This window comes from Sphingomonas sp. PP-CE-1A-559, from assembly GCF_004340965.1.
In the GTDB taxonomy this organism is placed as follows: Bacteria; Pseudomonadota; Alphaproteobacteria; order Sphingomonadales; family Sphingomonadaceae; genus Sphingomonas.
Map to the genome: position 1 here is coordinate 630,105 of NZ_SLYA01000003.1, position 20,386 is coordinate 650,490.

The 20,386-nt window shown below is 65.3% G+C and carries 14 protein-coding genes; 6 read left to right on the forward strand and 8 right to left on the reverse strand.

Features of this window, described 5'->3' with window-relative positions:
• Nucleotides 1–3: 3 nt before the first annotated feature.
• Nucleotides 4–1,215, reverse strand: coding sequence for a toxic anion resistance protein (locus tag C8J42_RS13325; RefSeq protein ID WP_133020402.1), 1,212 nt, complete (start codon nt 1,213–1,215; stop codon nt 4–6).
• A gap of 152 nt (nt 1,216–1,367) precedes the next feature.
• Between C8J42_RS13325 and C8J42_RS13330 the strand changes: the two genes are divergently transcribed.
• From C8J42_RS13330 to typA, 3 genes are all read left to right on the forward strand, one after another.
• A complete protein-coding gene (locus C8J42_RS13330; protein WP_133020403.1) occupies nt 1,368–2,381 on the forward strand; it encodes a zinc-binding alcohol dehydrogenase family protein in 1,014 nt (337 codons plus the stop codon).
• A gap of 356 nt (nt 2,382–2,737) precedes the next feature.
• Nucleotides 2,738–3,715, forward strand: a complete 978-nt coding sequence (locus tag C8J42_RS13335; RefSeq protein WP_133020404.1) for a hypothetical protein — start codon at nt 2,738–2,740, stop codon at nt 3,713–3,715.
• Between the two features lie 91 nt (nt 3,716–3,806).
• Complete coding sequence (gene typA, locus C8J42_RS13340; protein ID WP_056051990.1) at nt 3,807–5,651, forward strand: translational GTPase TypA; 1,845 nt, start codon at nt 3,807–3,809, stop codon at nt 5,649–5,651.
• A gap of 419 nt (nt 5,652–6,070) precedes the next feature.
• Here the strand turns inward: typA and C8J42_RS13345 are convergent, their stop codons facing one another.
• On the reverse strand, nt 6,071–6,724 hold the full coding sequence (locus C8J42_RS13345) for a L,D-transpeptidase family protein (RefSeq protein ID WP_243644378.1): 654 nt from the start codon (nt 6,722–6,724) through the stop codon (nt 6,071–6,073).
• Nucleotides 6,725–6,952: 228 nt separating this feature from the next.
• Here C8J42_RS13345 and C8J42_RS13350 point away from each other — a divergent pair, with 228 nt between their 5' ends.
• Together C8J42_RS13350 and C8J42_RS13355 are read left to right on the forward strand one after the other, a co-directional pair.
• Entirely contained in the window at nt 6,953–7,348 is a 396-nt protein-coding gene (locus C8J42_RS13350) for a hypothetical protein (RefSeq protein ID WP_133020406.1), read from the forward strand.
• A gap of 108 nt (nt 7,349–7,456) precedes the next feature.
• Complete coding sequence (locus tag C8J42_RS13355) at nt 7,457–7,774, forward strand: DUF3297 family protein (protein ID WP_133020407.1); 318 nt, start codon at nt 7,457–7,459, stop codon at nt 7,772–7,774.
• Between the two features lie 131 nt (nt 7,775–7,905).
• On the opposite strand, the gene C8J42_RS13360 is transcribed toward C8J42_RS13355, so the two are convergent.
• From C8J42_RS13360 to ligA, 6 genes are all read right to left on the reverse strand, one after another.
• The gene (locus tag C8J42_RS13360) at nt 7,906–9,774 is read right to left on the reverse strand and encodes an ABC-F family ATP-binding cassette domain-containing protein (protein ID WP_056051982.1); all 1,869 of its coding nucleotides are present in this window, start codon (nt 9,772–9,774) and stop codon (nt 7,906–7,908) included.
• A 311-nt stretch (nt 9,775–10,085) separates the two neighbouring features.
• Nucleotides 10,086–11,096, reverse strand: a complete 1,011-nt coding sequence (locus C8J42_RS13365; protein WP_133020408.1) for a cell wall hydrolase — start codon at nt 11,094–11,096, stop codon at nt 10,086–10,088.
• A 287-nt stretch (nt 11,097–11,383) separates the two neighbouring features.
• Nucleotides 11,384–12,181 (reverse strand): LytTR family DNA-binding domain-containing protein, encoded by a 798-nt coding sequence (locus C8J42_RS13370; RefSeq protein ID WP_031393111.1) that lies wholly within the window; start codon nt 12,179–12,181, stop codon nt 11,384–11,386.
• Nucleotides 12,178–13,323: a histidine kinase gene (locus C8J42_RS13375; RefSeq protein WP_133020409.1), complete on the reverse strand. Its 1,146-nt coding sequence runs from the start codon at nt 13,321–13,323 to the stop codon at nt 12,178–12,180. Before C8J42_RS13375 ends, C8J42_RS13370 begins: the two co-directional genes overlap by 4 nt.
• A 138-nt stretch (nt 13,324–13,461) precedes the next feature.
• The gene (locus C8J42_RS13380) at nt 13,462–16,932 is read right to left on the reverse strand and encodes a TonB-dependent receptor (protein WP_133020410.1); all 3,471 of its coding nucleotides are present in this window, start codon (nt 16,930–16,932) and stop codon (nt 13,462–13,464) included.
• A 205-nt stretch (nt 16,933–17,137) separates the two neighbouring features.
• Nucleotides 17,138–19,261, reverse strand: a complete 2,124-nt coding sequence (gene ligA / locus C8J42_RS13385; RefSeq protein ID WP_133020411.1) for an NAD-dependent DNA ligase LigA — start codon at nt 19,259–19,261, stop codon at nt 17,138–17,140.
• Nucleotides 19,262–19,374: 113 nt separating this feature from the next.
• On the opposite strand from ligA, the gene C8J42_RS13390 reads away from it, so the two are divergent.
• Nucleotides 19,375–20,346: an SDR family oxidoreductase gene (locus tag C8J42_RS13390; RefSeq protein WP_133020412.1), complete on the forward strand. Its 972-nt coding sequence runs from the start codon at nt 19,375–19,377 to the stop codon at nt 20,344–20,346.
• Nucleotides 20,347–20,386: the final 40 nt, after the last annotated feature.

Here is a 20,386-nt window from a genome sequence, read left to right on the forward strand (position 1 = left end):
GGGTTACATCGCCTCCAGCTTGAACGGGCTGGCGGAAGGTCCGCCTAGCTGGCCTTGCGTCGCGCCTTCAGCACGCGCGATATAGCCACGCGACTTGTCGACCTCGTTCGACAGCGCGCCGACGGTCACCTTCATCGAATCGAGCGCCTTCAGCTTGAACACGTCGATCGCGTCCATCGTATCGTAGATATTTTGGAACGCGCGTTGCAGCGTCTCCAGCGGGATCGTCGCGGACGCCGCCTGCTCATGGATCTGTGCGGTCTGCGATTTGAGCAGCTTGCCGGTCGAATCGATGATGTTCGCGGTCGTCGTGTTGAGCGCGGTGATCTGCTCCAGCACCAGCTTCTGGTTGGTCAGCGCCTGCGCCACCGTCACCGCGGTGCGCAGCGCCGAGACGGTCGTGGTCGACGCGCGATCGACGCCCTTCACCAGCTCGACATTGTTCTTCTTGACCAGGTCGAGCGCGAGATAGCCCTGCACGGTCACCGCCATCTGCGTCAGCAGGTCCTGCGTGCGCTGGCGCGTATAGAAGAGCGCGGTCTCGCGGATCGCCTTCGCCTTGGCGGGATCGCTGTGGTCGAGGTCGTTGGCGACGTCCTCCAGCTTGGCGTCCATCGTCTTCGACAGATGGATCATCTGCTCGAGCCGGCCCATCGCCGCCCACAGGTTCGCGCGTTCGGTATCGATCGCGGCATTGTCCATCAGCAGCTCGTCCTTGCCCGAGCCGAGGCTCTTCAGGATCTGCGCGATGTGCGTCTGCGAGGACTTATAGCCGTCGAAATAATTGCGCATCTTGCCACCGAACGGGATGATCCCGAACAGCTTCTGCGGCGCGGTGAGGTTGCCCTTCTTGCCCGGATCGAGATCCTCGACGACGCGGCGCAGCTCGGCGAGATCCTTGCCGACGCCAGTCTCCTGATCCATCGCCTTGACCGGGCGATCGAGGAAGCGGTTCGACTGGCCGGCGGCCTCGCGGATTTCCTTCGCGCCCATCGCGGTGATCGCGTCGACCCGCTTGCCGAACTCGGGCGAATTGACGTCCTGCGCGACGAGGTCGGTGACGAAGCCCGACACGCGCTCCTCCAGCTGCGACTTCACGCCGGCATCGACGGGCACGAGCCCGGACGCCTTCGCAGCCGCAACCGTGGGCACCGGATCGGGCGGGGTCAGCACCAGGCCCGGCTCTTCCGTCAGCGTGTTCGGGGTCGTCGCCATGCTCGTGTCTCCGTTCGGTGGGGCATCGTGGCTGCAACCCGCCCCGCGTTCAAGTGGCGTATATAGATAATACACTGAGGCTTGCCAACTGCTCTCCTTGAAACCGGCAGGTCGCGTGGACAGCTTGGTCGCGACATCACAGGAGTTCCAGCATGCGCGCCATCGGCTATACCAAGTCGCTCCCGATCGACGATCCGCAGTCGCTCGTCGACCTCGATCTCCCCAAGCCCGAGGCTATTGGCCGCGACCTGCTGGTCGAGGTGAAGGCGGTTTCGGTCAACCCGGTCGACACCAAGATCCGCCAGCGTCGCGAAGATCCGGACGGCAAGCCGCAGGTGCTGGGCTGGGACGCATCGGGCGTCGTCGTCGCGGTCGGTCCGGACGTGACCGGGTTCAAGGCCGGCGACGAGGTGTTCTACGCAGGCGCGATCGACCGGCCGGGGACCAATTCGGAGTATCACATCGTCGACGAACGCATCGTCGGGCACAAGCCGACGTCGCTCGACTGGGCGCAGGCGGCGGCGCTGCCGCTGACGTCGGTCACCGCGTGGGAGACGCTGTTCGACCGGCTCGATGTGCGTAAGCCCGTTCCCGGTGCGGCGAACGCGATTCTGATCATCGGCGGGGCAGGCGGGGTCGGCTCGATCACGATCCAGCTCGCGCAGCAACTCACCGACCTGACCGTGATCGCCACCGCGTCGCGCGACGAGACGCGGGGCTGGGTCGAGGATCTCGGCGCGCATCACGTGATCGACCACCGCAAGCCGCTCGCCGCGCAGGTCGAGGCGCTCGGGCTCGGCGCGCCGGGGTTCGTGTTCTCGACGACGCATACCGACGAGCACATCGCCGAGATCGGCGAGCTGCTCGCGCCGCAGGGCCGGCTGGCGCTGATCGACGATCCCAAGACGCTCGACATCGTGCCGCTCAAGCAGAAGTCGATCTCGGTGCACTGGGAGCTGATGTACACGCGCTCGCTGTTCCAGACCGCGGACATGGGCGAGCAGGGCAAGTTGCTCGACGAGGTCGCCCGGCTGGTGGATGCGGGGACGATCCGGACGACGCTGGCGGAGAACTTCGGGAAGATCGATGCGGCGAACCTGCGCAAGGCGCACGAGCGGATCGAGAGCCACACGGCCAAGGGGAAGATCGTGCTGGAGGGGTTTTGAGCCTTCCGACTTTCCAAAGCGTTCCGTTAACTTAGGCCACCACCCCGGCGAAGGCCGGGGCCCAATTGGGGGACGTTGCTAACGGATGGCGGTGCTCCATTATTGCCACCTTTCCAACTGGGCCCCGGCCCCGCCGGGGTGGATAGAATGGAGGGTGGGGCGTTGCATGTCGCCGCCACCTCACGATCCTCCCCCGCCAGGGTGAGGTGGCAGGCGTAGCCTGACGGAGGGGGCGGCAAGCGACCACGCCGGATTCGTGTCCTCCCCCTCCGTCCCCTTCGGCGACACCTCCCCCTGGCGGGGGAGGATTGCAATATCCGCTCTGGCGCCACGGCAAACACGCGATACTCTGCCCCATGCTCCCCCCGCTGATCCTCGCGCTCGCGCTCCTCCCCACGGCGGCCACGAATCGCCCCCCGCCAGCCGATCCACTCACCGCCACGATCCACACCGAAGACGCCGACCGCTTCGCCGCGCTCTTCGCCAAGACCAAGGGCAAGCCGACCACCGCGCAACTCAAGCGCGAGTATCTCGACAAGGGCAGTTTTGGGATCGGCGTCTTCGCCCCCGGCCGGATCGTCGACGCGGACACGCTCGCGCATGCCATTGCCGCCAACCCCACCCGCTATGCTCAGGCGATCAAGACCTGCCTCCCCGCCGCCAAGGCCGCCACCGCCGATCTCCGCGCGATCTATCTCGGTCTCCACGGCGCACTCCCCGACGTGAAGCTCCCGCAAGTCTATATAGTCTTCGGCGCGAACACCTCCGGCGGCACCGCCAAGCCCGGCGCGCAGGTGCTAGGGCTCGAGGTGCTGTGCCGCATGTCGCCGACGCCCGAGAAACTGCGCCAGACGCTCCGCCATTTCTTCGCACACGAGACCGTGCATTCCTTCCAGCAGGACGCTGGCATGACTCTAGCCCGCGATCCCCTGCTCACCGCGATCCTGGTCGAGGGCGCCGCCGACTTCATCGCGCAACTCGTCACCGGCGAGGAGCCCGACGCCGCCCGCGCCGCCTGGGCCACCCCGCGCGAGGCCGAACTCTGGCGCCAGATGCAGGCCGACATCGCGCTCACCCGCAAGCTCACCGACAAGGACGACCCCGAGGAAGGCTCGCCCGAAGCCAAGGCCTATGCCCGCTGGATCGGCAACTACTCCACGCCGCCCGCCGGCTGGCCGCCCGAACTCGGCTATTGGATGGGGCTGCGGATCTGGCAGCGTTACTATGCCGCCGCCCCCGACAAACGCGCCGCGTTGAGGGCAATGCTGGCGGTCCGCGATCCCCGTGCTATTCTCGCCGCCGGAACATACAAGCGCCGCGGAGGTTCCCTCTAAAGGCGACGAAATCCCGCTGCGTCTTCCCGCGGCGCAACAATTACGCTATGGCGCGCGCCAACCCCGTTCCTCGTTTCAAGAGAATACATTCATGAGCCTCCGCAACGTGGCGATCATTGCGCACGTCGATCACGGCAAGACGACGCTGGTCGACCAGCTCTTCCGCCAGTCCGGCACCTTCCGCGACAACCAGCGCGTCGAAGAGCGCGCAATGGATTCGAACGACCTCGAAAAAGAGCGTGGCATCACCATTCTCGCCAAGCCGACCTCGGTCGACTGGACTCCTCCCGGCGAGTCCGAGAGCATCCGCATCAACATCGTCGACACGCCCGGTCACGCCGATTTCGGCGGCGAAGTCGAGCGCATCCTGTCGATGGTCGACGGCGTCGTCCTGCTGGTCGATTCGTCGGAAGGCGCGATGCCGCAGACCAAGTTCGTCACCGGCAAGGCGCTGGCACTCGGCCTGAAGCCGATCGTCGTCGTCAACAAGGTCGATCGTAACGACGCGCGCATCCAGGAAGTGCTCGACGAAGTGTTCGATCTGTTCGTGTCGCTCGACGCGAACGACGACCAGCTCGATTTCCCCGTGCTCTACGCATCGGGTCGCAACGGCTATGCCTCGACCGACATGGACGCGCGCGAAGGCACGCTGATCCCGATGTTCGAGACGATCGTGAAGCACGTGCCGCCGCCCGCCGTGGAAGTCGCCGGCGTGCCGTTCACCTTCCTCGTCACGCTGCTCGACCGCGATCCGTTCCTCGGCCGCGTCCTCACGGGTCGCGTCAATTCGGGTACCGTGAAGACCAACCAGGCGATCCACGCGCTCGATAACGATGGCAAGATCATCGAGACCGGCCGTGCGTCCAAGATCATGTCGTTCCGTGGTCTCGAGCGTGTTCCCGTCGACGAAGCCAAGGCCGGCGACATCATCTCGCTGGCAGGTCTCTCGGTCGCCACGGTTGCCGACACGATCGCCGACATCACGGTGACCGAGCCGCTGCACGCGCAGCCGATCGATCCCCCCACGCTGTCGATGCGTTTTGCCGTGAACGACTCGCCGATGGCGGGCCGCGAGGGCTCCAAGGTGACGAGCCGCATGATCCGCGAGCGTCTGTTCCGCGAAGCCGAGTCGAACGTCGCCGTGAAGGTGACCGAGGCGGCCGACAAGGACAGCTTCGAAGTCGCGGGCCGCGGCGAGCTTCAGCTGGGCGTGCTGATCGAGACGATGCGCCGCGAGGGCTTCGAGCTGGGCATCTCGCGTCCGCGCGTGCTGTTCGGCGAGGACGAGAACGGCAAGAAGACCGAGCCGTACGAGACCGTCATCATCGACGTCGACGAGGAGCATTCGGGTACCGTCGTCGAGAAGATGAACACGCGTAAGGCCGAACTGACCGACATGCGTCCGTCGACCGGCGGCAAGACCCGCATCACCTTCTCGGCGCCGTCGCGCGGGATGATCGGCTATCATGGCGAATTCCTGTCCGACACGCGCGGCACGGGCATCATGAACCGGCTGTTCGAGAAGTACGGTCCGCACAAGGGCGCGATCGAAGGCCGCAAGAACGGCGTGCTGATCTCGAACGGTTCGGGCGAGGCGAACAACTACGCACTGGGTCCGCTCGAAGAGCGCGGCATCCTGTTCGTGGGCCACGGCGAGGCTCTCTATGAGGGCATGATCGTCGGCGAGAACGCCAAGCCGGACGACCTCGAGGTCAACCCGATGAAGACCAAGGCGCTGACCAACTTCCGCGCGAGCGGCGGCAAGGACGACCAGGTCCGCCTGTCGCCACCGAAGCGCGCGACGCTGGAGCAGGCGATCGCGTACATCGACGACGACGAGATGGTCGAAGTCACGCCAAAGTCGATCCGCCTGCGCAAGCGCTTCCTGGATGCCAACGAGCGCAAGCGGGCAAGCCGGGCTAAGCAGAGCGCCTGAGGCCAGCAAAGGCGAAGCCGGCTGAGCCTCAGGAGCTCGGCCGGCCTCGCTCAAGCGAGGTCCGACGACGCGGCTTTGCCGTGTCGCGCTGGGCGGGAAATGAAGAAGGGCCGGGGGGAAACCTCCGGCTTTTTTCTGTTTGTGCGCAAAAGGCATGGCCAACCTAATTCTTCCCCCCTCCCTGGAAGGGAGGGGCCGGGGGTGGGTCGGTTTCCGCATCATGGCACGGCTGCGGCAAAAGCTGGCCGACCCACCCCCAACCCCTCCCTTCCAGGGAGGGGGGAGCGGCGGCCTCTACGGCGACGTGGCGAACCAAATCTAGTCCAGGAAACTAAAGGTTCCTCTCCCACCGGGAGAGGAAGAAACGCCAAGGCGGCGAAGGTGAAGGCACGTGGGCCGAACTCAAAACCGCCCCACCCTCAAGCAGCAGTAATCCGCCCACCCCGCGACAACATCTCCCCACTCGTAACGATCACCCGATCCCCCAGCTTAACCTGCTCGAAGATCAGCTTCGCAAAAGCAGTCGGCACGCCAACGCACCCATGCGTAGCGTACTTCCCATCCATCAGCGCACTGCCATGAATTGAAACCCCATCATTAGTCAGCCGCATCATGTACGGCATAGGCGCCCCGTACAGGTTCGACACATGATGCGCGTCCTTCTGCGTGATCTTGAACACGCCAAGCGGCGTCGGCTTCTCGTCCGCACCATAGATCACGGCCGCCGTCCCGATCTCGTACCCGCTGCGAAAGATCGACAAGGTCTGCGCCACCAGGTCGACCGTGATCACGATCGGCCCCTCGGGTACGCCCTCGGTATCCCAATAATATGCCCCATGCCGCAAAGGCTCCGGCACGTTCAGCACTCGCTTCACGACATACGCATCGGCCGGGTCCTCCGCAGCGACCGCAACCGGCTTCGGCGCCGCCTTCGCAATCAGCGGCGCCACCGGAGCCCTAGCCACTCGAGCAGGCGCCTCGACCGCCCGAACCTTCACCGGCGACCCGGACAAGGCCAGCCCACCGATCAGCACCGCACTCCCGCCGAGCACGGCAAAGGCGATCGCTCGCATCGTCATCATCCTGCGCATCGCCGCACCTTATCCGATATTCGTAAATTGCCCAGCAAGCGCACCGCCCGCCGTGTCCCCGCACGGGACCGTCTCCGCCAGCTATACCGTGGGTTAACAAGCCGTTCCGAACCAGTTCAGACCGAATCGCCTAAATGCTGAAACACGGTCGGACACTTATGCGTTTGTCCCAAGCGGACCGGGCGTAACTAGTAACGGAGTTCGGAAGAGATGAACGGATTTTTCAAGAAGGCAGGCCTCGGCGTAGCACTCGCCGCAACGGCTCTGACAGCGGCAGCACCAGCCGACGCGCAGCGTTGGGGCCGCGGCGGCTATGGGCGCGGCTACGGCGGCTATCATCATCGCGGCGGCAACGCGGCCGGTGCGGCAGTGCTCGGCGGCATCCTCGGGCTAGGTGTCGGCGCGGCGATCGCCAGCAGCAACAACCGCAATCGGTACTACGACCGCGGTTACTACAATGGCGGCTATTACGCGCAGCCACCGGTGGCGTATTACAGCCCGCCGGTCCGCACCTACTACCGCGAGGATTACCGCCCGCGGTGCTGGAACGAGTGGCGCGTCGATCCCTATTATGGCGACCGGGTCTCGGTGCAGGTTTGCAGCTGACCCGATCAGACGATCGCACGGAGGCGTCGGGAGCAATCCCGGCGCCTCTTTTGCGTCCGGTGCCTTTTTTCTGGCGCGCCCCCGGTGCTTGCCGCTAGACGCGCGACCATGACCGACACGCCAAACACCCCCGAGACCGAAGCCGCCGCCACCCCGGCCGCAACCGGCGACACGCCCCCCGATCGCCTGTCGATCAACCAGCGCAGCCCGTTCTTCCAGCAGGAGCTGCTCGAGCGCGGCATCGGCATCCGCTTCAAGGACAAGGTGCGCCACGACGTCGAGGAATATTGCATCTCGGAAGGCTGGATCCGAGTCGCGCTCGGCAAGAAGGTCGACCGCAACGGCAACGCTCTGACACTGAAGCTGGTCGGGCCTGTGGAGGCTTGGTTCGAGCGTCCGGCAGCGACGGCCGAAGACGAAGGCTGACCCGATCTTCCCCCCTCCCTGAAAGGGAGGGGTCGGGAGTGGGTAGGCCAGCTTGAGCCGCAACCGCCTGAACACGCGGAACCCAACCCACCCCCAACCCCTCCCTTCCAGGGAGGGGCGTAAGGAGAAGGTTAAGCCTCCACGCCCTCCAAAGCCTCGCTAGCCTCGAGCCACTTCGCCTCGCTAGCCTCGAGCTTCGCATGCACCTCGGCGCGACGCTTGCTCAGATCCCCCATCGACATCCGCGAGAACCGCGGCTCGGCGTTCGCCGGATCGACCATCGCGCGATCCAGAGCATTCCGCTCCTTGGTGAACTTCGCGGTCTGCTCCTCGATCTCGCGCAGAGCCTTACGCAATGCCGCATCGTTGCTCTTCGCCTCGGCCGCAGCCTTCTTGCCGGCCTTCTTGTCCGCCTTCGACGCCGCATCGCCCTTGCCGCCATCGCCCTTCAGGACGAACGCGATGTAATCGTCGAGGCTGCCGTCGAACTCCTTCGCCGTCCCATCGTCGACCAGCACCAGCCGATCCGCGGTCAGCTCGAGCATATGCCGGTCATGGCTGACCAGCACCACGGCGCCGGTATACGCATTGAGCGCCTGCACCAAAGCCTCGCGCGCATCGACGTCGAGATGGTTGGTAGGCTCATCGAGGATCAGCAGGTGCGGCGCATCGCGCGTGATCAGCGCCAGCGCCAGACGCGCCCGCTCGCCACCCGACAGCTTGCCGACCCGAGTCGTCGCCTTGTCGCCCGAGAATCCGAACCGCCCCAACTGAGCCCGTACCGCAGCCGGAGTCGCGCCCTTCATCAGATGCGACATATGCTCGATCGGCGAATCGGTCGGATCGAGTTCCTCGACCTGATACTGCGTAAAATACCCGACCTTCATCTTGCCCGACGACGACATCTCGCCGTCCATCGGCGTCAACTGCGCCGCCAGCAGCCGCGCGAGCGTGGTCTTGCCGTTGCCGTTGCGCCCGAGCAGCGCGACCCGGTCGTCGGGATCGAGCCGCATGTTGAGCCGCTTCAGGATCGGCACGTCGGCATAGCCCACCGTCGCCATATCGAGCGTGATCAACGGCGGCCGCAGTTCGGTCGGGTTGGGGAAGCCGAACGACAGCGTCGGATCGTTATAGCTCTCGGCGATCGGCTGCATCTTCGACAGCATCTTCTGCCGCGACTGCGCCTGCTTCGCGGTCGAGGCACGCGCGGAGTTCTTGGCGATATATTCCTGCAGCTTCTCGCGCTGCACCGCCTGGTTGGCGCGCGCCGCCTCGATCTGCGCGAGCCGCTCGGCACGCTGCCGCTCGAACGCGTCGTAGCCGCCGGGATACAGCGTGATCTTGCCGCCCTGCAGATGCAGAATGTGATCGACCACGTTGTTGAGGAAATCACGCTCGTGGCTGACCACCACGATCGTCGCCTTGTAGCCCTTGAGGAAGTCCTCGAGCCACATCACCGCTTCGAGATCGAGATGGTTCGAAGGCTCGTCGAGCAGCAGCAGGTCCGGCTGCGAGAACAGCAACGCAGCGAGCGCGACGCGCATTTTCCAGCCACCCGAGAAGCTGTCGAGCGTGCGCGCCTGCATGTCCTCGTCGAACCCGAGCCCGAGCAGGATCTGCGCGGCGCGGGCGGGCGCGGTGTAGGCGTCGATCGCGATCAGCCGCTCGTACACGTCGCCGAGCCGGTCGGGATCCTCGCTGGTCTCGCTCTCGATCATCAGCGCGGCGCGCTCCAGATCGGCTTCGAGCACGGTCTCGAACGGGGTCTTCACGCCGTGCGGCGCTTCCTGCGCGAGGTAGCCGATGCGCGCGCCCTTCGGCATGTCGGCCGAGCCGTCGTCGGGCTCCAACTGCCCCGCGATCACGCGCACCATCGTCGACTTACCCGCGCCGTTGCGCCCGATCAGCCCGACGCGCGAGCCCGGCGGCAACGCGGCGGTGGCGCCATCGAGGATAACGCGTCCGCCCAGGCGCACCGTGATATTGTTCAGGTTCAGCATGCGCGTCCCGTTAGCAGATGCAGCATGGTTTTGCGAGGGGAGGGGTTTGGGCGTTCCGGGAGCCGAAGCCTTCGATCGAGCGGAGCTAGTTCCCCCGCGAAGGCGGGGGCCCAGGATCACAAACGCCACCGCCCGAGATCCTGGACCCCCGTCTCCGCAGGGGAATAAGAAGAGGCAGTTCGCGCAATGTACTACCACCCCGGCGAAGGCCGGGGCCCAATTGGGGAACGTCGGTAACGATGGACGGTGCTCCGTTACGACCACCTTTCCAATTGGGCCCCGGCCTCCGCCGGGGTGGTGCAACGTCGAGGCTAGGTCTCGTCCGAGACGACCGCGTCCGAACTCGCGCCGCCGCCAAGTAACGCTGCGCTCCCACCAACGTGAACCCGCACCCCCGAAACCAACCGCGTCTGCACAACCGCCGCGCCCGCCATCGCCGAGCCAGAACGCAACACCCCCCGGTGCACCGTCACCCCGTGCAGCACATCGCCCGGCTCCGCACCCGAGTCCGCAACGTCGTCCCGATTACCGTAATGCACCGAAACCCCAGCAACCTGCGCCGCGACCGCCGCCACGCCACCGCTCGCCAAACCAACACCCCGAACCCCAGGCTCGACCCCAGCATAAGCCTGCCGAAACGTCAGAGCCCGCTCCAACGCCCCCTGCCAGCGATAGAACACATGCGCCCCGACCGTCGTGATCCGCGCAAGGCTGGACGCCCACCACGGCAGGATGCTCGTCGTATGAAACGACGTCGCCGCCCCAACCGGTGCATACACGCTCCCGTCCAGCGCAGCCGCGGCGACCGCCCGCGCGCGATCCCAAGCCCCCGGCTCGCGCGCACGGTTCATCGAGCCATCGCAGGTAAAGCTGAACTGGCATCCGGTCCGCCGCTCGGCCCCCTGATACACGACCCCGCAAACGCTGTTCGGAAAAGCCCGGTCACGCACCCGGTTCAACACCACCTGCGCCACTGCGCGCTGGCCATCCTCCGACTGCGACCGCGCCTCGTAATACACCGCCGCCGTCAGGCACTCCGCAGCGCGGCTCGCATCGTCGACAGAGTTGGAAGTCAGAAACGGCGGAGCAACGAACGGCACCGCAGCCGCAAACGGTGCCTCAGGCGCGGCCGTCGCGATCTTCGCCGAGATATCATCCGGCACATGCAACGCCATCCGGCTCAGCAAGGCACGCGAGTTCCGCTCCGGCTGGACCCGAGCGATCGCCGCCGGCCGATCCGCCGGCACGCACGACGTCGCCATCACCAAAGCGGGCAGGCTGATCAGCGCATGCGGATAAAGGCCGTAACCCGACGTCTTCATCCCCCCGCTCTAGGCCGCGGGGTTTAGGGACTGGTTAATGGCAACGGGAAACGGGGGAAGCGCCCGCTAAGGGAGCGCACCCCCGTCATCCCGACGAAAGTCGGGACCTCGATCGGCAGGGACGGACGTGGAAGAGCGCGCTCCCGAACGCTCGCCCCGGCCATACCCCCGGCGTCCGTCATCCTGACAAAAGTCAGGATCCAGGGTAACAAGCGTTGCCCTCAATGGCTCTGGATCCCGACGTTCGTCAGGATGACGGGGACGCGGCTAGGACGACGGGCTCGAACTCAGTGAACGAACCGCGCCACCACATCACGATACGACCGCGAAACCTTCACGCTCGCACCCGAATTCAGCACCAGGAAGCATTCCCCGTTAGTATGCGGCTTAACCTGCTTCACCAGATCCAAGTTCACGATCGTAGACCGATGCACCCGCTGGAACCGCCTTGGATCCAGCCGCTTCTCCAGATCCTTCATAGTCTCGCGCAAGATCAGCGTATTATCGCCGGTATAGATGCACATGTAATCGCCGGCCGCATCGATCCGCTCGATCGTATCCACATCGACGCGGAAGATCTGCCCGCGATCCTTGATGTTGATGAGCTTCTCGAACCGGTTCGCCGACACCGCATCCCCATCCGGCATGTCCGCCGCCGCATCCGGCGCGACATCGGCCAGCACTTCGCGCAACCGATCGACTTCCTCGACGCCGCGCTTCTCCGACAGACGCTGCCGAACCCGCTCGATCGTATCCGCCAGCCGCGATTCCTCGACCGGCTTCATCAGGTAATCGACCGCCTGCGCCTCGAACGCGCGCAACGCATGGTCCGAATATGCGGTGACGAACACGAACAGAGGTGGCTCGACCTCCATCAGGCCCTGCACGACGGAGAACCCGTCAAAGCCCGGCATCTGGATATCGAGGAAAACCAGGTCGGGCTTGTGCGTCTTGATCGCGCGAATCGCCTCGCGGCCGTTCGAGCATTTTTCGATGATCTCGACGTCTTCATGGGCCTGGAGTCGGAGTTCCAGCCCCTGGATCGCCAGCGGCTCGTCGTCGACGAGAATGGTACGGATGGTCATGCGGCCTCTCTGTTCACGTCTTCAAGCTGATACGGAATCTCGATCTCGACCGAGAAGCCGCCAGCGGGCGTGGAGCGGGTTTCGAAACGGTGGTCGGGCCCATATGCCTGAGCCAACCTGTCTCTAATATTAGCGAGCCCCACGCCTGTGGATTGGCTTGAACCGATCCGGCCCTCGATCAAGCCCGGACCGGTATCGGATACGGCGATCTGCACGCGTTCCCCGGCGAGCCGCACTTCGACGCAGATTTCGGCGCCTTCCTCCTGCGGTGTGACGGCGTATTTGATCGCGTTTTCGACCAGCGGTTGCAGCAGCAGCGACGGCAGTCGCGCCCGTTCGGCACGCGGATCGATGTCGAACTTCGGCCGCATCCGATCCTCGAAGCGCATCTTCTCAATCTCCAGATACAGCTTCAGCTGGTCCACCTCCTGCGCGACGGTGACGTGCGCGGTCGGCTCGTTCGCCAGCGTATAGCGCAGGAACGACGACAGCCGGCTCAGCATCGCGTTCGCACGCTCGGTCTGCTTGAGCAGCACCAGCGTCGAGATCGAGTTCAGCGTGTTGAACAGGAAATGCGGATTGAGTTGATAGCGCAGCATCGCCAGCTGCGCCGACGACGCCTGGTTCTCGAGATGCTCCATCTGGTCGATCTGCTGCTCGACGATCAGGTAGAAGTTGATCCCGAAATACAGCGCCGACCACCCGAACAGCACCGTGAAGGTGACGTACACCGACCCCAGCAGCCGCGTGAGGGTCACCCCCGGCGTCGCGGTCGCGATGAACGAGAAGGTGAACGCATCGAGCACCGCATACAGGAACGTCGCGGCGGCGAGCGTCGCGATCGTCAGGAACATCCCGACCAGCCGGTTCATCCGCCGATACTGGCCGTACATCGTCGAGAGCAGCAGCGTGATGCAATATCCGACGATCGCCTCGACGATCACCGGGATCACCCCGTCGAGCGACAGCCCGTTCGAGATCGACACGACGCCGCGCAGCAGCAGATACCCGCTCCAGCCAACCGCCTGGAGGATCCAGAACGCCCGCGCCTTGTTCTCGAAGAACGGCCGTGCGGTAAAGGGCAGGCGCCGAGTGGAGTTCAAGGCGGAAGAGCCGGGGGGCGGGGCGGAAGAATTAGCCATTGGCCCACCGTCTTACACGCCGTGCAAGGCACACGCAAAAGCCGAACGGTCTGGTCGGGCGCTAGGCCGCAAAACGAAAAAGACCGCCGCATCCCGAAGGAAGCGGCGGCCAATTCGACCGATCAGGTCGGACGCGCTTTAGAACGTGAAGCGCGCACCGATACGGATCGAGTAGAGCGACTGGTTCACGTACACCTGGTCAGGCTGCGGCGTGAAGTTCGCGCTGCCGCCGACTGGCGAGTAGCGATACTGTGCGCAAGCCTGTCCGGCATTGGTCGCCACGGCGCCATAGGTGCCACCGGCAGGATTGGCCGCACCTGGCGCGATGCCGGTCGGCACCGCGGTCTGCAGGCACTGCACGCGGACAACCGGCGTGTTGTACGGGAACACGTACTCGCGCTGCTGGCCCCAGTTCTTGTTGAGGAAGTTCGTGAAGTTCTCGATGTCCGCGAACAGCGTGACGCGCGAGCCGCCGACGAAGGTCGGAATTTCCTGCGCGACATGAAGGTCGAGACGCGTGAACCACTTCGAGTTGAAGCCGTTGCGCGGCGCAGTCTTGCCACGATACTTGCCGAGACCCGACGAGTCGATGAACGCGTTGACCGCATCGCGGACTGCGGCGCTGCTGTACGAAACCTTCGCATCGTCCAGTGTCGGCACGTACATCAGGTAACGGTTGCCGCCTGTGGTCGAGTTCGAGCTGACGCCCGTGGTACCGAATACCGACGCGCGGCCGCTGCCGTTGTTGCCGAAATCCTGGAACGTGTAACTGAACGGATGACCGATCCGCGATTCGCCGAACAGCGCGAACGTGGTCTTGTAGTCCCCGAAGAAGGCGTGGTCGTAGTTCACGCCGTACTTGAAGAAGTACTTAACCTGGTCGTTCGAGATGCCATAGGCAACGTTGTTGGGATCGACGAACGCACCGTTCGAATAGTTCGAACCCGCGGTCGACGACGTGGCCGGCGCTGCGTCCTTGACGTCCTGGTACGTGAAGCTGCCATTGATGCTCAGCCCCGAATCCCATGCCTTGTCGAGACGCGCGACCGCGATGTAGGCGCGGCCCTTGTTCGTGTTGGTCAGCAGGATATCGGTGTTGGTGTTGGTGCTCGTCGCACCGCCATCGATCAGGTTCTGGTAGCGCTGGCGGCCGTCTGGGGTGAGCGAACCGGCGATCGGCACCGAACGGATGTCGGTGAAATACACCTGGTTGCGAACCTTCGAGTACAGCAGATCGGCACCGAATACCCAGTTGTCGCCGAGCGGGCCGAGGTTTGCACTATACTCGCCCGTCAGCGTGGCGCGCCACTGCGACGGGATCTTGAAGTTCGGGTCGAGCGCATTGACCGTCGAGTTGGCCGGAACCGAACCACCCGTCAGGAACGTGTTGGCCGCGGCTGGAACCGACGTACCGGTAACGCCGGTCAGAAGGGCCGAGGCGGTAGCTGCCTGCGTGGCAGCCGGGGTGCCGGCCGGGAAGCCGTTGAACCCGGTCGCCGTGCGGCTGACGTTGAACGAGTTGGTCAGCACGCCGGTGTTCGAGAAGCTGTTCGACACATAGACGTCGGGGGTGCCGCCGCCGAAGACGCCGCCGCCGCCGCGGATGCTGATACGCTGCGATGGCTTCCAGTCGAAGCCGGCGCGCGGCTGGAACAGGTCGAACCCGGAGATGTTCGCGCTGTTGTTGTTGATGTTGATGCGCTGGCCGTTGACGATCGCACCGTTCGCATAACGGCTGGCGAAGGCAGCGCTGAGCGGCGGATTGTCGTCCATCGCATACAGGTCGTAGCGTGCGCCGAAGCTGACGTTCAGCGTTGGCGTAACCTTCCACGAGTCCATCACGCCGAACGTGTAGCTCTGGTAGCCGAACTGTGCTGCGGCGGCATTGGGATCGAGTGCGGCCAGGCCGTTATTGCCCACGATCGCGTTGCCGTACGCAAACGACCCCGCATTGCGGTTCTGGAGGTCCGCGATCGAGTCGAAATAATAGCTGCCCGCGCTGTTCTGCAGGAACGAGTTGAAGATCGATACGCTCGATACTTCCGTGAAAACGCGAACGTCATGGTCGTTCATGGTCAGGCGCGCCTGGACCAGGCCGCCCCATGTCTCGGTGCGCAGTTCGTTGGTCTGGCGCGAGCTGTCAGGACCGAACGACACGGTGCCGGCGTTGTTCTCGCAGGCGGTCGGCGAGACGGTCAGGCCCGCTGTCGCGGCCGTGCTCGTCGGGTTGGTGCAAACACGGAACTGCGCGAAACCACGGCCGAGCAACGGATCCTGGATACGCGTGTAGTTCTTGTAGAAGCCGCGGACTTCGGTCGAGAAGCTGTCCGACCATTCCGAGTTCAGCTGCGCGACGCCGGTGTGCAGGCGGTTGCCCTGGATATAGGCGTTCGACGCCAGGCCCAGACCGGTCGGTGCGGTCGGGAAGGTGTTCTGCAGCAGGTTGATGGCGTCGTTGGCGTAGGTGTAGGTCAGCGACAGACGCTGCTTGTCGGTGATGTTCGCGTCGATCTTGGCGACGACGCGGTCGTCCTTGTCGCCGAGGTTACGCAGCACGCCGCCGGTGTCGTAATTGTAGACCGACTTCGCGATCGCGCTGATCTGGTCGACCTGCGCCTGGCTGATGCCCAGAATGCTGGTGCCGGCGTTGTTGTCGGTCGGACCCTCGGCGATCGGACGGCCGCCGCGAAGGCGCTCGCCGGCGACCATGAAGAACAGCTTGTCCTTGATGATCGGGCCCGACAGCTCGGCGCCGTAGTTCTCGGTCTTGAAGTTGGGGACGCTGACGCGCAGGTCCTTGGTGCGCTTGCCGACGAACTCGTCGCGCGACTGCGAGTAGAAGCCGGTGCCGTGGAAGTCGTTGGTGCCCGACTTCAGCACGATGTTGATCGCGCCGCCCTGGAAGTTGCCCTGGCGGACGTCGTACGGTGCGACCTGTGCCTGAAACTGGCCGATCGCATCGAGCGGGATCGGCGAACGGCGGCTGGGCAGGCCATCGCTGTTCAGGCCGAAATTGTCGCTGACCGACACGCCGTCGACGGTGAAGCGGTTATAGCGCGCGTTCTGGCCGGCGAACGAGACCGAACGGCCGCCCGAGGGGCTGTCGTCGAGGCGGGCGAACGGATCGCGACGCTCGAGATCGCGGATGTCGCGGTTGACCGAAGCGATGTTGGCGATCTGGCGCGCGTTGAGGACGGTCGTCGGCCCTTGCGAGATCGAGCGCGCGTTGGGCAGGCTGGCGGCGGTCACGACGATCTCGTCGGCGCCCCCAGCAGCGTCGGTGGCCAGATCGATCGGCAGATCGAACGCCTGCGCGACGGTGATGTTGACGTCGGTGACCTGCTTGCTGCCATAGCCAGCTGCAGCGACGGCAACGGTGTAGGGGCCGCCGGGACGGAGACCGTTGACGTTGAACGTGCCCGAACCATCGGTGGTCGCGGTTGAGCGCGAACCGGTCGAGGGGCTGGTGATCTCGACAGTCGCGCCGTTAACCGGCGCGCCATTCGCGGTCACAGTGCCGCGGATCGAGGAGGTCGTTTCCTGGGCGGAAGCGGCCATCGGGGCGATCAGCGCGATCGCTGCCGCTCCCAGGAATAGGTTGTTACGCATTGAAGTTCCCCTTTGAGCTTCTGCTCGAGATCCGCGACTTTTCGTTCGGCCTGCCGCGCCCCTGCACGCGGGATATTTCGGTTCTGTGACATTGGCGAGTCGGGAAGTGTCACAGACACACTCGGTCATTGTGCGTTGCAAAAAAGCCACGCAATCGAACCCTTTCGGGGCAGCCGGAACCAATGTGGGGAGTGTGGTCCGCGCCTCAGCTCGCGGCGACGATCTCCGCCCATTCGGCCTCGGTGATCACGCGGATACCGAGGTCGGTGGCTTTCTTGAGCTTCGAGCCAGCACCCGGCCCGGCAATGACGAGACCCGTCTTGCTCGACACCGACGCGGCCACGCGGGCGCCGAGCGCTTCCGCCTGCGCCTTCGCCTCGTCGCGGCTCAGTGTTTCGAGGCTGCCGGTGAAGACCAGGATCTGGCCCGTCACCTGCGACTCGCGGGTTTCGTGGACGACGTCCGCGGGCTTCACTTCGCGCAACAGGTCGAACACGACTCGGCGGTTGTGCGGCTCGGCGCAGAAGCCGACGAGCGCGCTGGCGACCTCGGGGCCGATCCCCGCGGTCTCGATCGCGCCGACGAGGAGCTTGTCGCGACGGAGGACGAACTTCCGCTCGGGTTCGCCGATCACCGGTTCGATCTGGCTGCGGAGGAACACCGCGTGGCGGAGCACCGTGCCGAGCGCGCGCGCCGACACATAGCGTCGCGCGAGGTCGCGCGCGGTAATCTCGCCGACGTGGCGGATGCCGAGCGAGAACAGGAAACGGTCGAGCGGGATCGTCCGTTTGGTCTCGATCGCCGCGATGACCTTGGCCGCCCACACGCGCCCGTCCTTCTTGCGCGCGGCGAGTTGCTCCTCGGTTAGGCGGAAGATGTCCGCGGGCGACTCGATCAGCCCATCGCGGAAGAACGCCTCGATCAAGGTCTGGCCCAGTCCACCGATGTCGAACGCGTGACGCGAGGCGAAATGGATCAACCGCTCGACGCGCTGCGCCGGGCAGATCAGCCCGCCGGTGCAGCGATAGACGACCTCGCCTTCCTCGCGCTCGGCGGCGGATCCGCATTCGGGGCAGACATGCGGGAAGACATACGCCTCGCGCTCGGCGTCGGGGGTCAGGTTCTCGACGATCTGCGGGATTACGTCGCCGGCGCGCTGGACGAGCACGCGGTCGCCTGGCCGCACGCCGAGTCGCTCGATCTCGTCGGCATTGTGCAGCGTCGCGTTGGTCACGACGACGCCGCCGACGGTGACGGGGGAGAGGCGCGCGACCGGAGTCATCGCGCCGGTGCGGCCGACCTGGATGTCGATCTTTTCGAGCAATGTCTGCGCACGCTCGGCAGGGAATTTGTGCGCGATCGCCCAGCGTGGTGCCTTCGCGACCTGGCCGAGTCGTGCCTGCCAATCGAGCCGGTCGACCTTGTAGACCACGCCGTCGATGTCGAACGGCAGGTCGGCGCGCTCGGCTTCGATCTTGCGGTACACGGCGAGGGCGGCATCGGTGCCCTCGACCCGCGCGAACCCTTCGGCGATCGGGAAGCCCCAGCCGCGCAATGTGTTGACGACCTCGGCCTGCGTCTCGCCCGGCACGACGCTCGCCTCGCCCCAGCCATGCGCGAGGAACCGGAGCGTCCGGCTCGCGGTGACGCTCGCGTCCTTCTGGCGCAGCGACCCGGCGGCGGCGTTGCGCGGATTGGCGAACTGCCGCGCGTCCTTGCCGCTCTCCTCGGCCTCGGCGAGCAGGCGCGCGTTGAGCGCGGCGAAGTCGTCCTTCGCCATATACACCTCTCCGCGAACCTCGAAGATCGCGGGCGCTTCACCCTTTAGCTGCTGGGGAATATCGCCGATCGTGCGAACGTTGGCGGTAACGTCCTCGCCGACTTGGCCATCGCCACGCGTGAGGGCCTGGACCAGCCGCCCATCCTCATACCGCAGCGAACATGACAGCCCGTCGATCTTCGGCTCGGCGGTCAGCGATACCGGCGCGTCGTCCGCCAGCTTCAGGAACCGGCGCACGCGCGCGACGAACTCCTCGACCTCCTCGTCCGCGAACGCGTTGTCGAGGCTCATCATCGCCTTGGCATGCGTGACCTTCGCGAGATGCCCCGCGGGCGCCGCACCCACCGTCCGGCTAGGCGAATCGCTCCGCACCGCAGCCGGAAACGCCGCTTCGACCGCCGCATTGCGCCGCACCAGCGCGTCATACTCGGCATCGCTGACCTCGGGCGCGTCGTCGGTGTGATAGCGCGCGTTATGATACGCGATTTGCGCGGCGAGCGTCTTCAGCTCGGCGGCGGCTTCGGTCTCGGTCGCGGGAAGGTCGGGCATCGCGCCGGGTTAGGGGAGGGCGCCACCTTTCGACAAGACCTCGATCAACATCGCGTGAACATTCGCCCGACTTGCGCGCTGACATCCCAAGGCATTTTCAGGGAAACATGATCATGACAGACACCAGCCGTCGAGACCTCTTCAAGGGCGCCGCCGTCACCGGCCTCGCCGCCGCCGCCGCACCCGCCTTCGCGCAAGGTGCCGCGCCACTCGCCGATCCGAAGACCAAATATCCCTCGCAACCCTTCCCCGAACAGCGCCAGAAATGGCCCGCGCTCCAGCGCAACATGCACCCCGTCCCGGATTGCGGTGAAGCAAGCTACCGCGGCTCGGGACGCTTGGCCGGTCGCAAGGCACTCGTCACCGGCGGCGATTCGGGGATCGGTCGTGCGGCCGTCATAGCGTTCTCGCGTGAAGGCGCCGACGTCGCGATCAACTACTATCCGACCGAAGAGCCGGATGCGCAGGACGTCGCCAAGCTGCTTCGTGCGGAGGGGCGCAAGGTCGTCCTCATTCCCGGCGACCTGACCGATGCGAAATTCTGCAACGACCTGATTGCGCGTGCCAATCGCGAACTCGGCGGGCTCGACATCCTCGTTAACAACGCGGCCTATCAGCAGTCGAAGGACTCGATCGCCGAGATCAGCTTCGAGCAGTTCGATCGCACCATGAAGACCAACGTCTACGCGATGTTCCACCTGTGCAAGGCGGCCATCCCGCTGATGAAGCCCGGCGCGTCGATCATCAACACCGCCTCGGTCAACTCGGTCAGCCCGGAAAAGGAGTTGCTCGATTATGCCTCGACCAAGGGCGCGATCCTGATCTTCACCAAGGCGCTGGCGAAACAACTCGCCAAGCAGGGCATCCGCGTCAACGCGGTAGGGCCGGGCCCGATCTGGACGCCGTTGCAGGTCGCGGGCGGGCAATTGCCGGGCAAGATGGGCGAGTTCGGCCAGGATACGCCACTCGGTCGCGCCGGTCAGCCGGCCGAACTGGCGGGTCTCTACGTTGCACTGGCGGACCCGAGCGACAGCTACACCACCGGCAGCTTCTTCGGCGCGAACGGCGGCACCGGCGCGTCCTGAATTCGCCCATCATCCCGGCGAAGGCCGGGGGCCAGTTGGC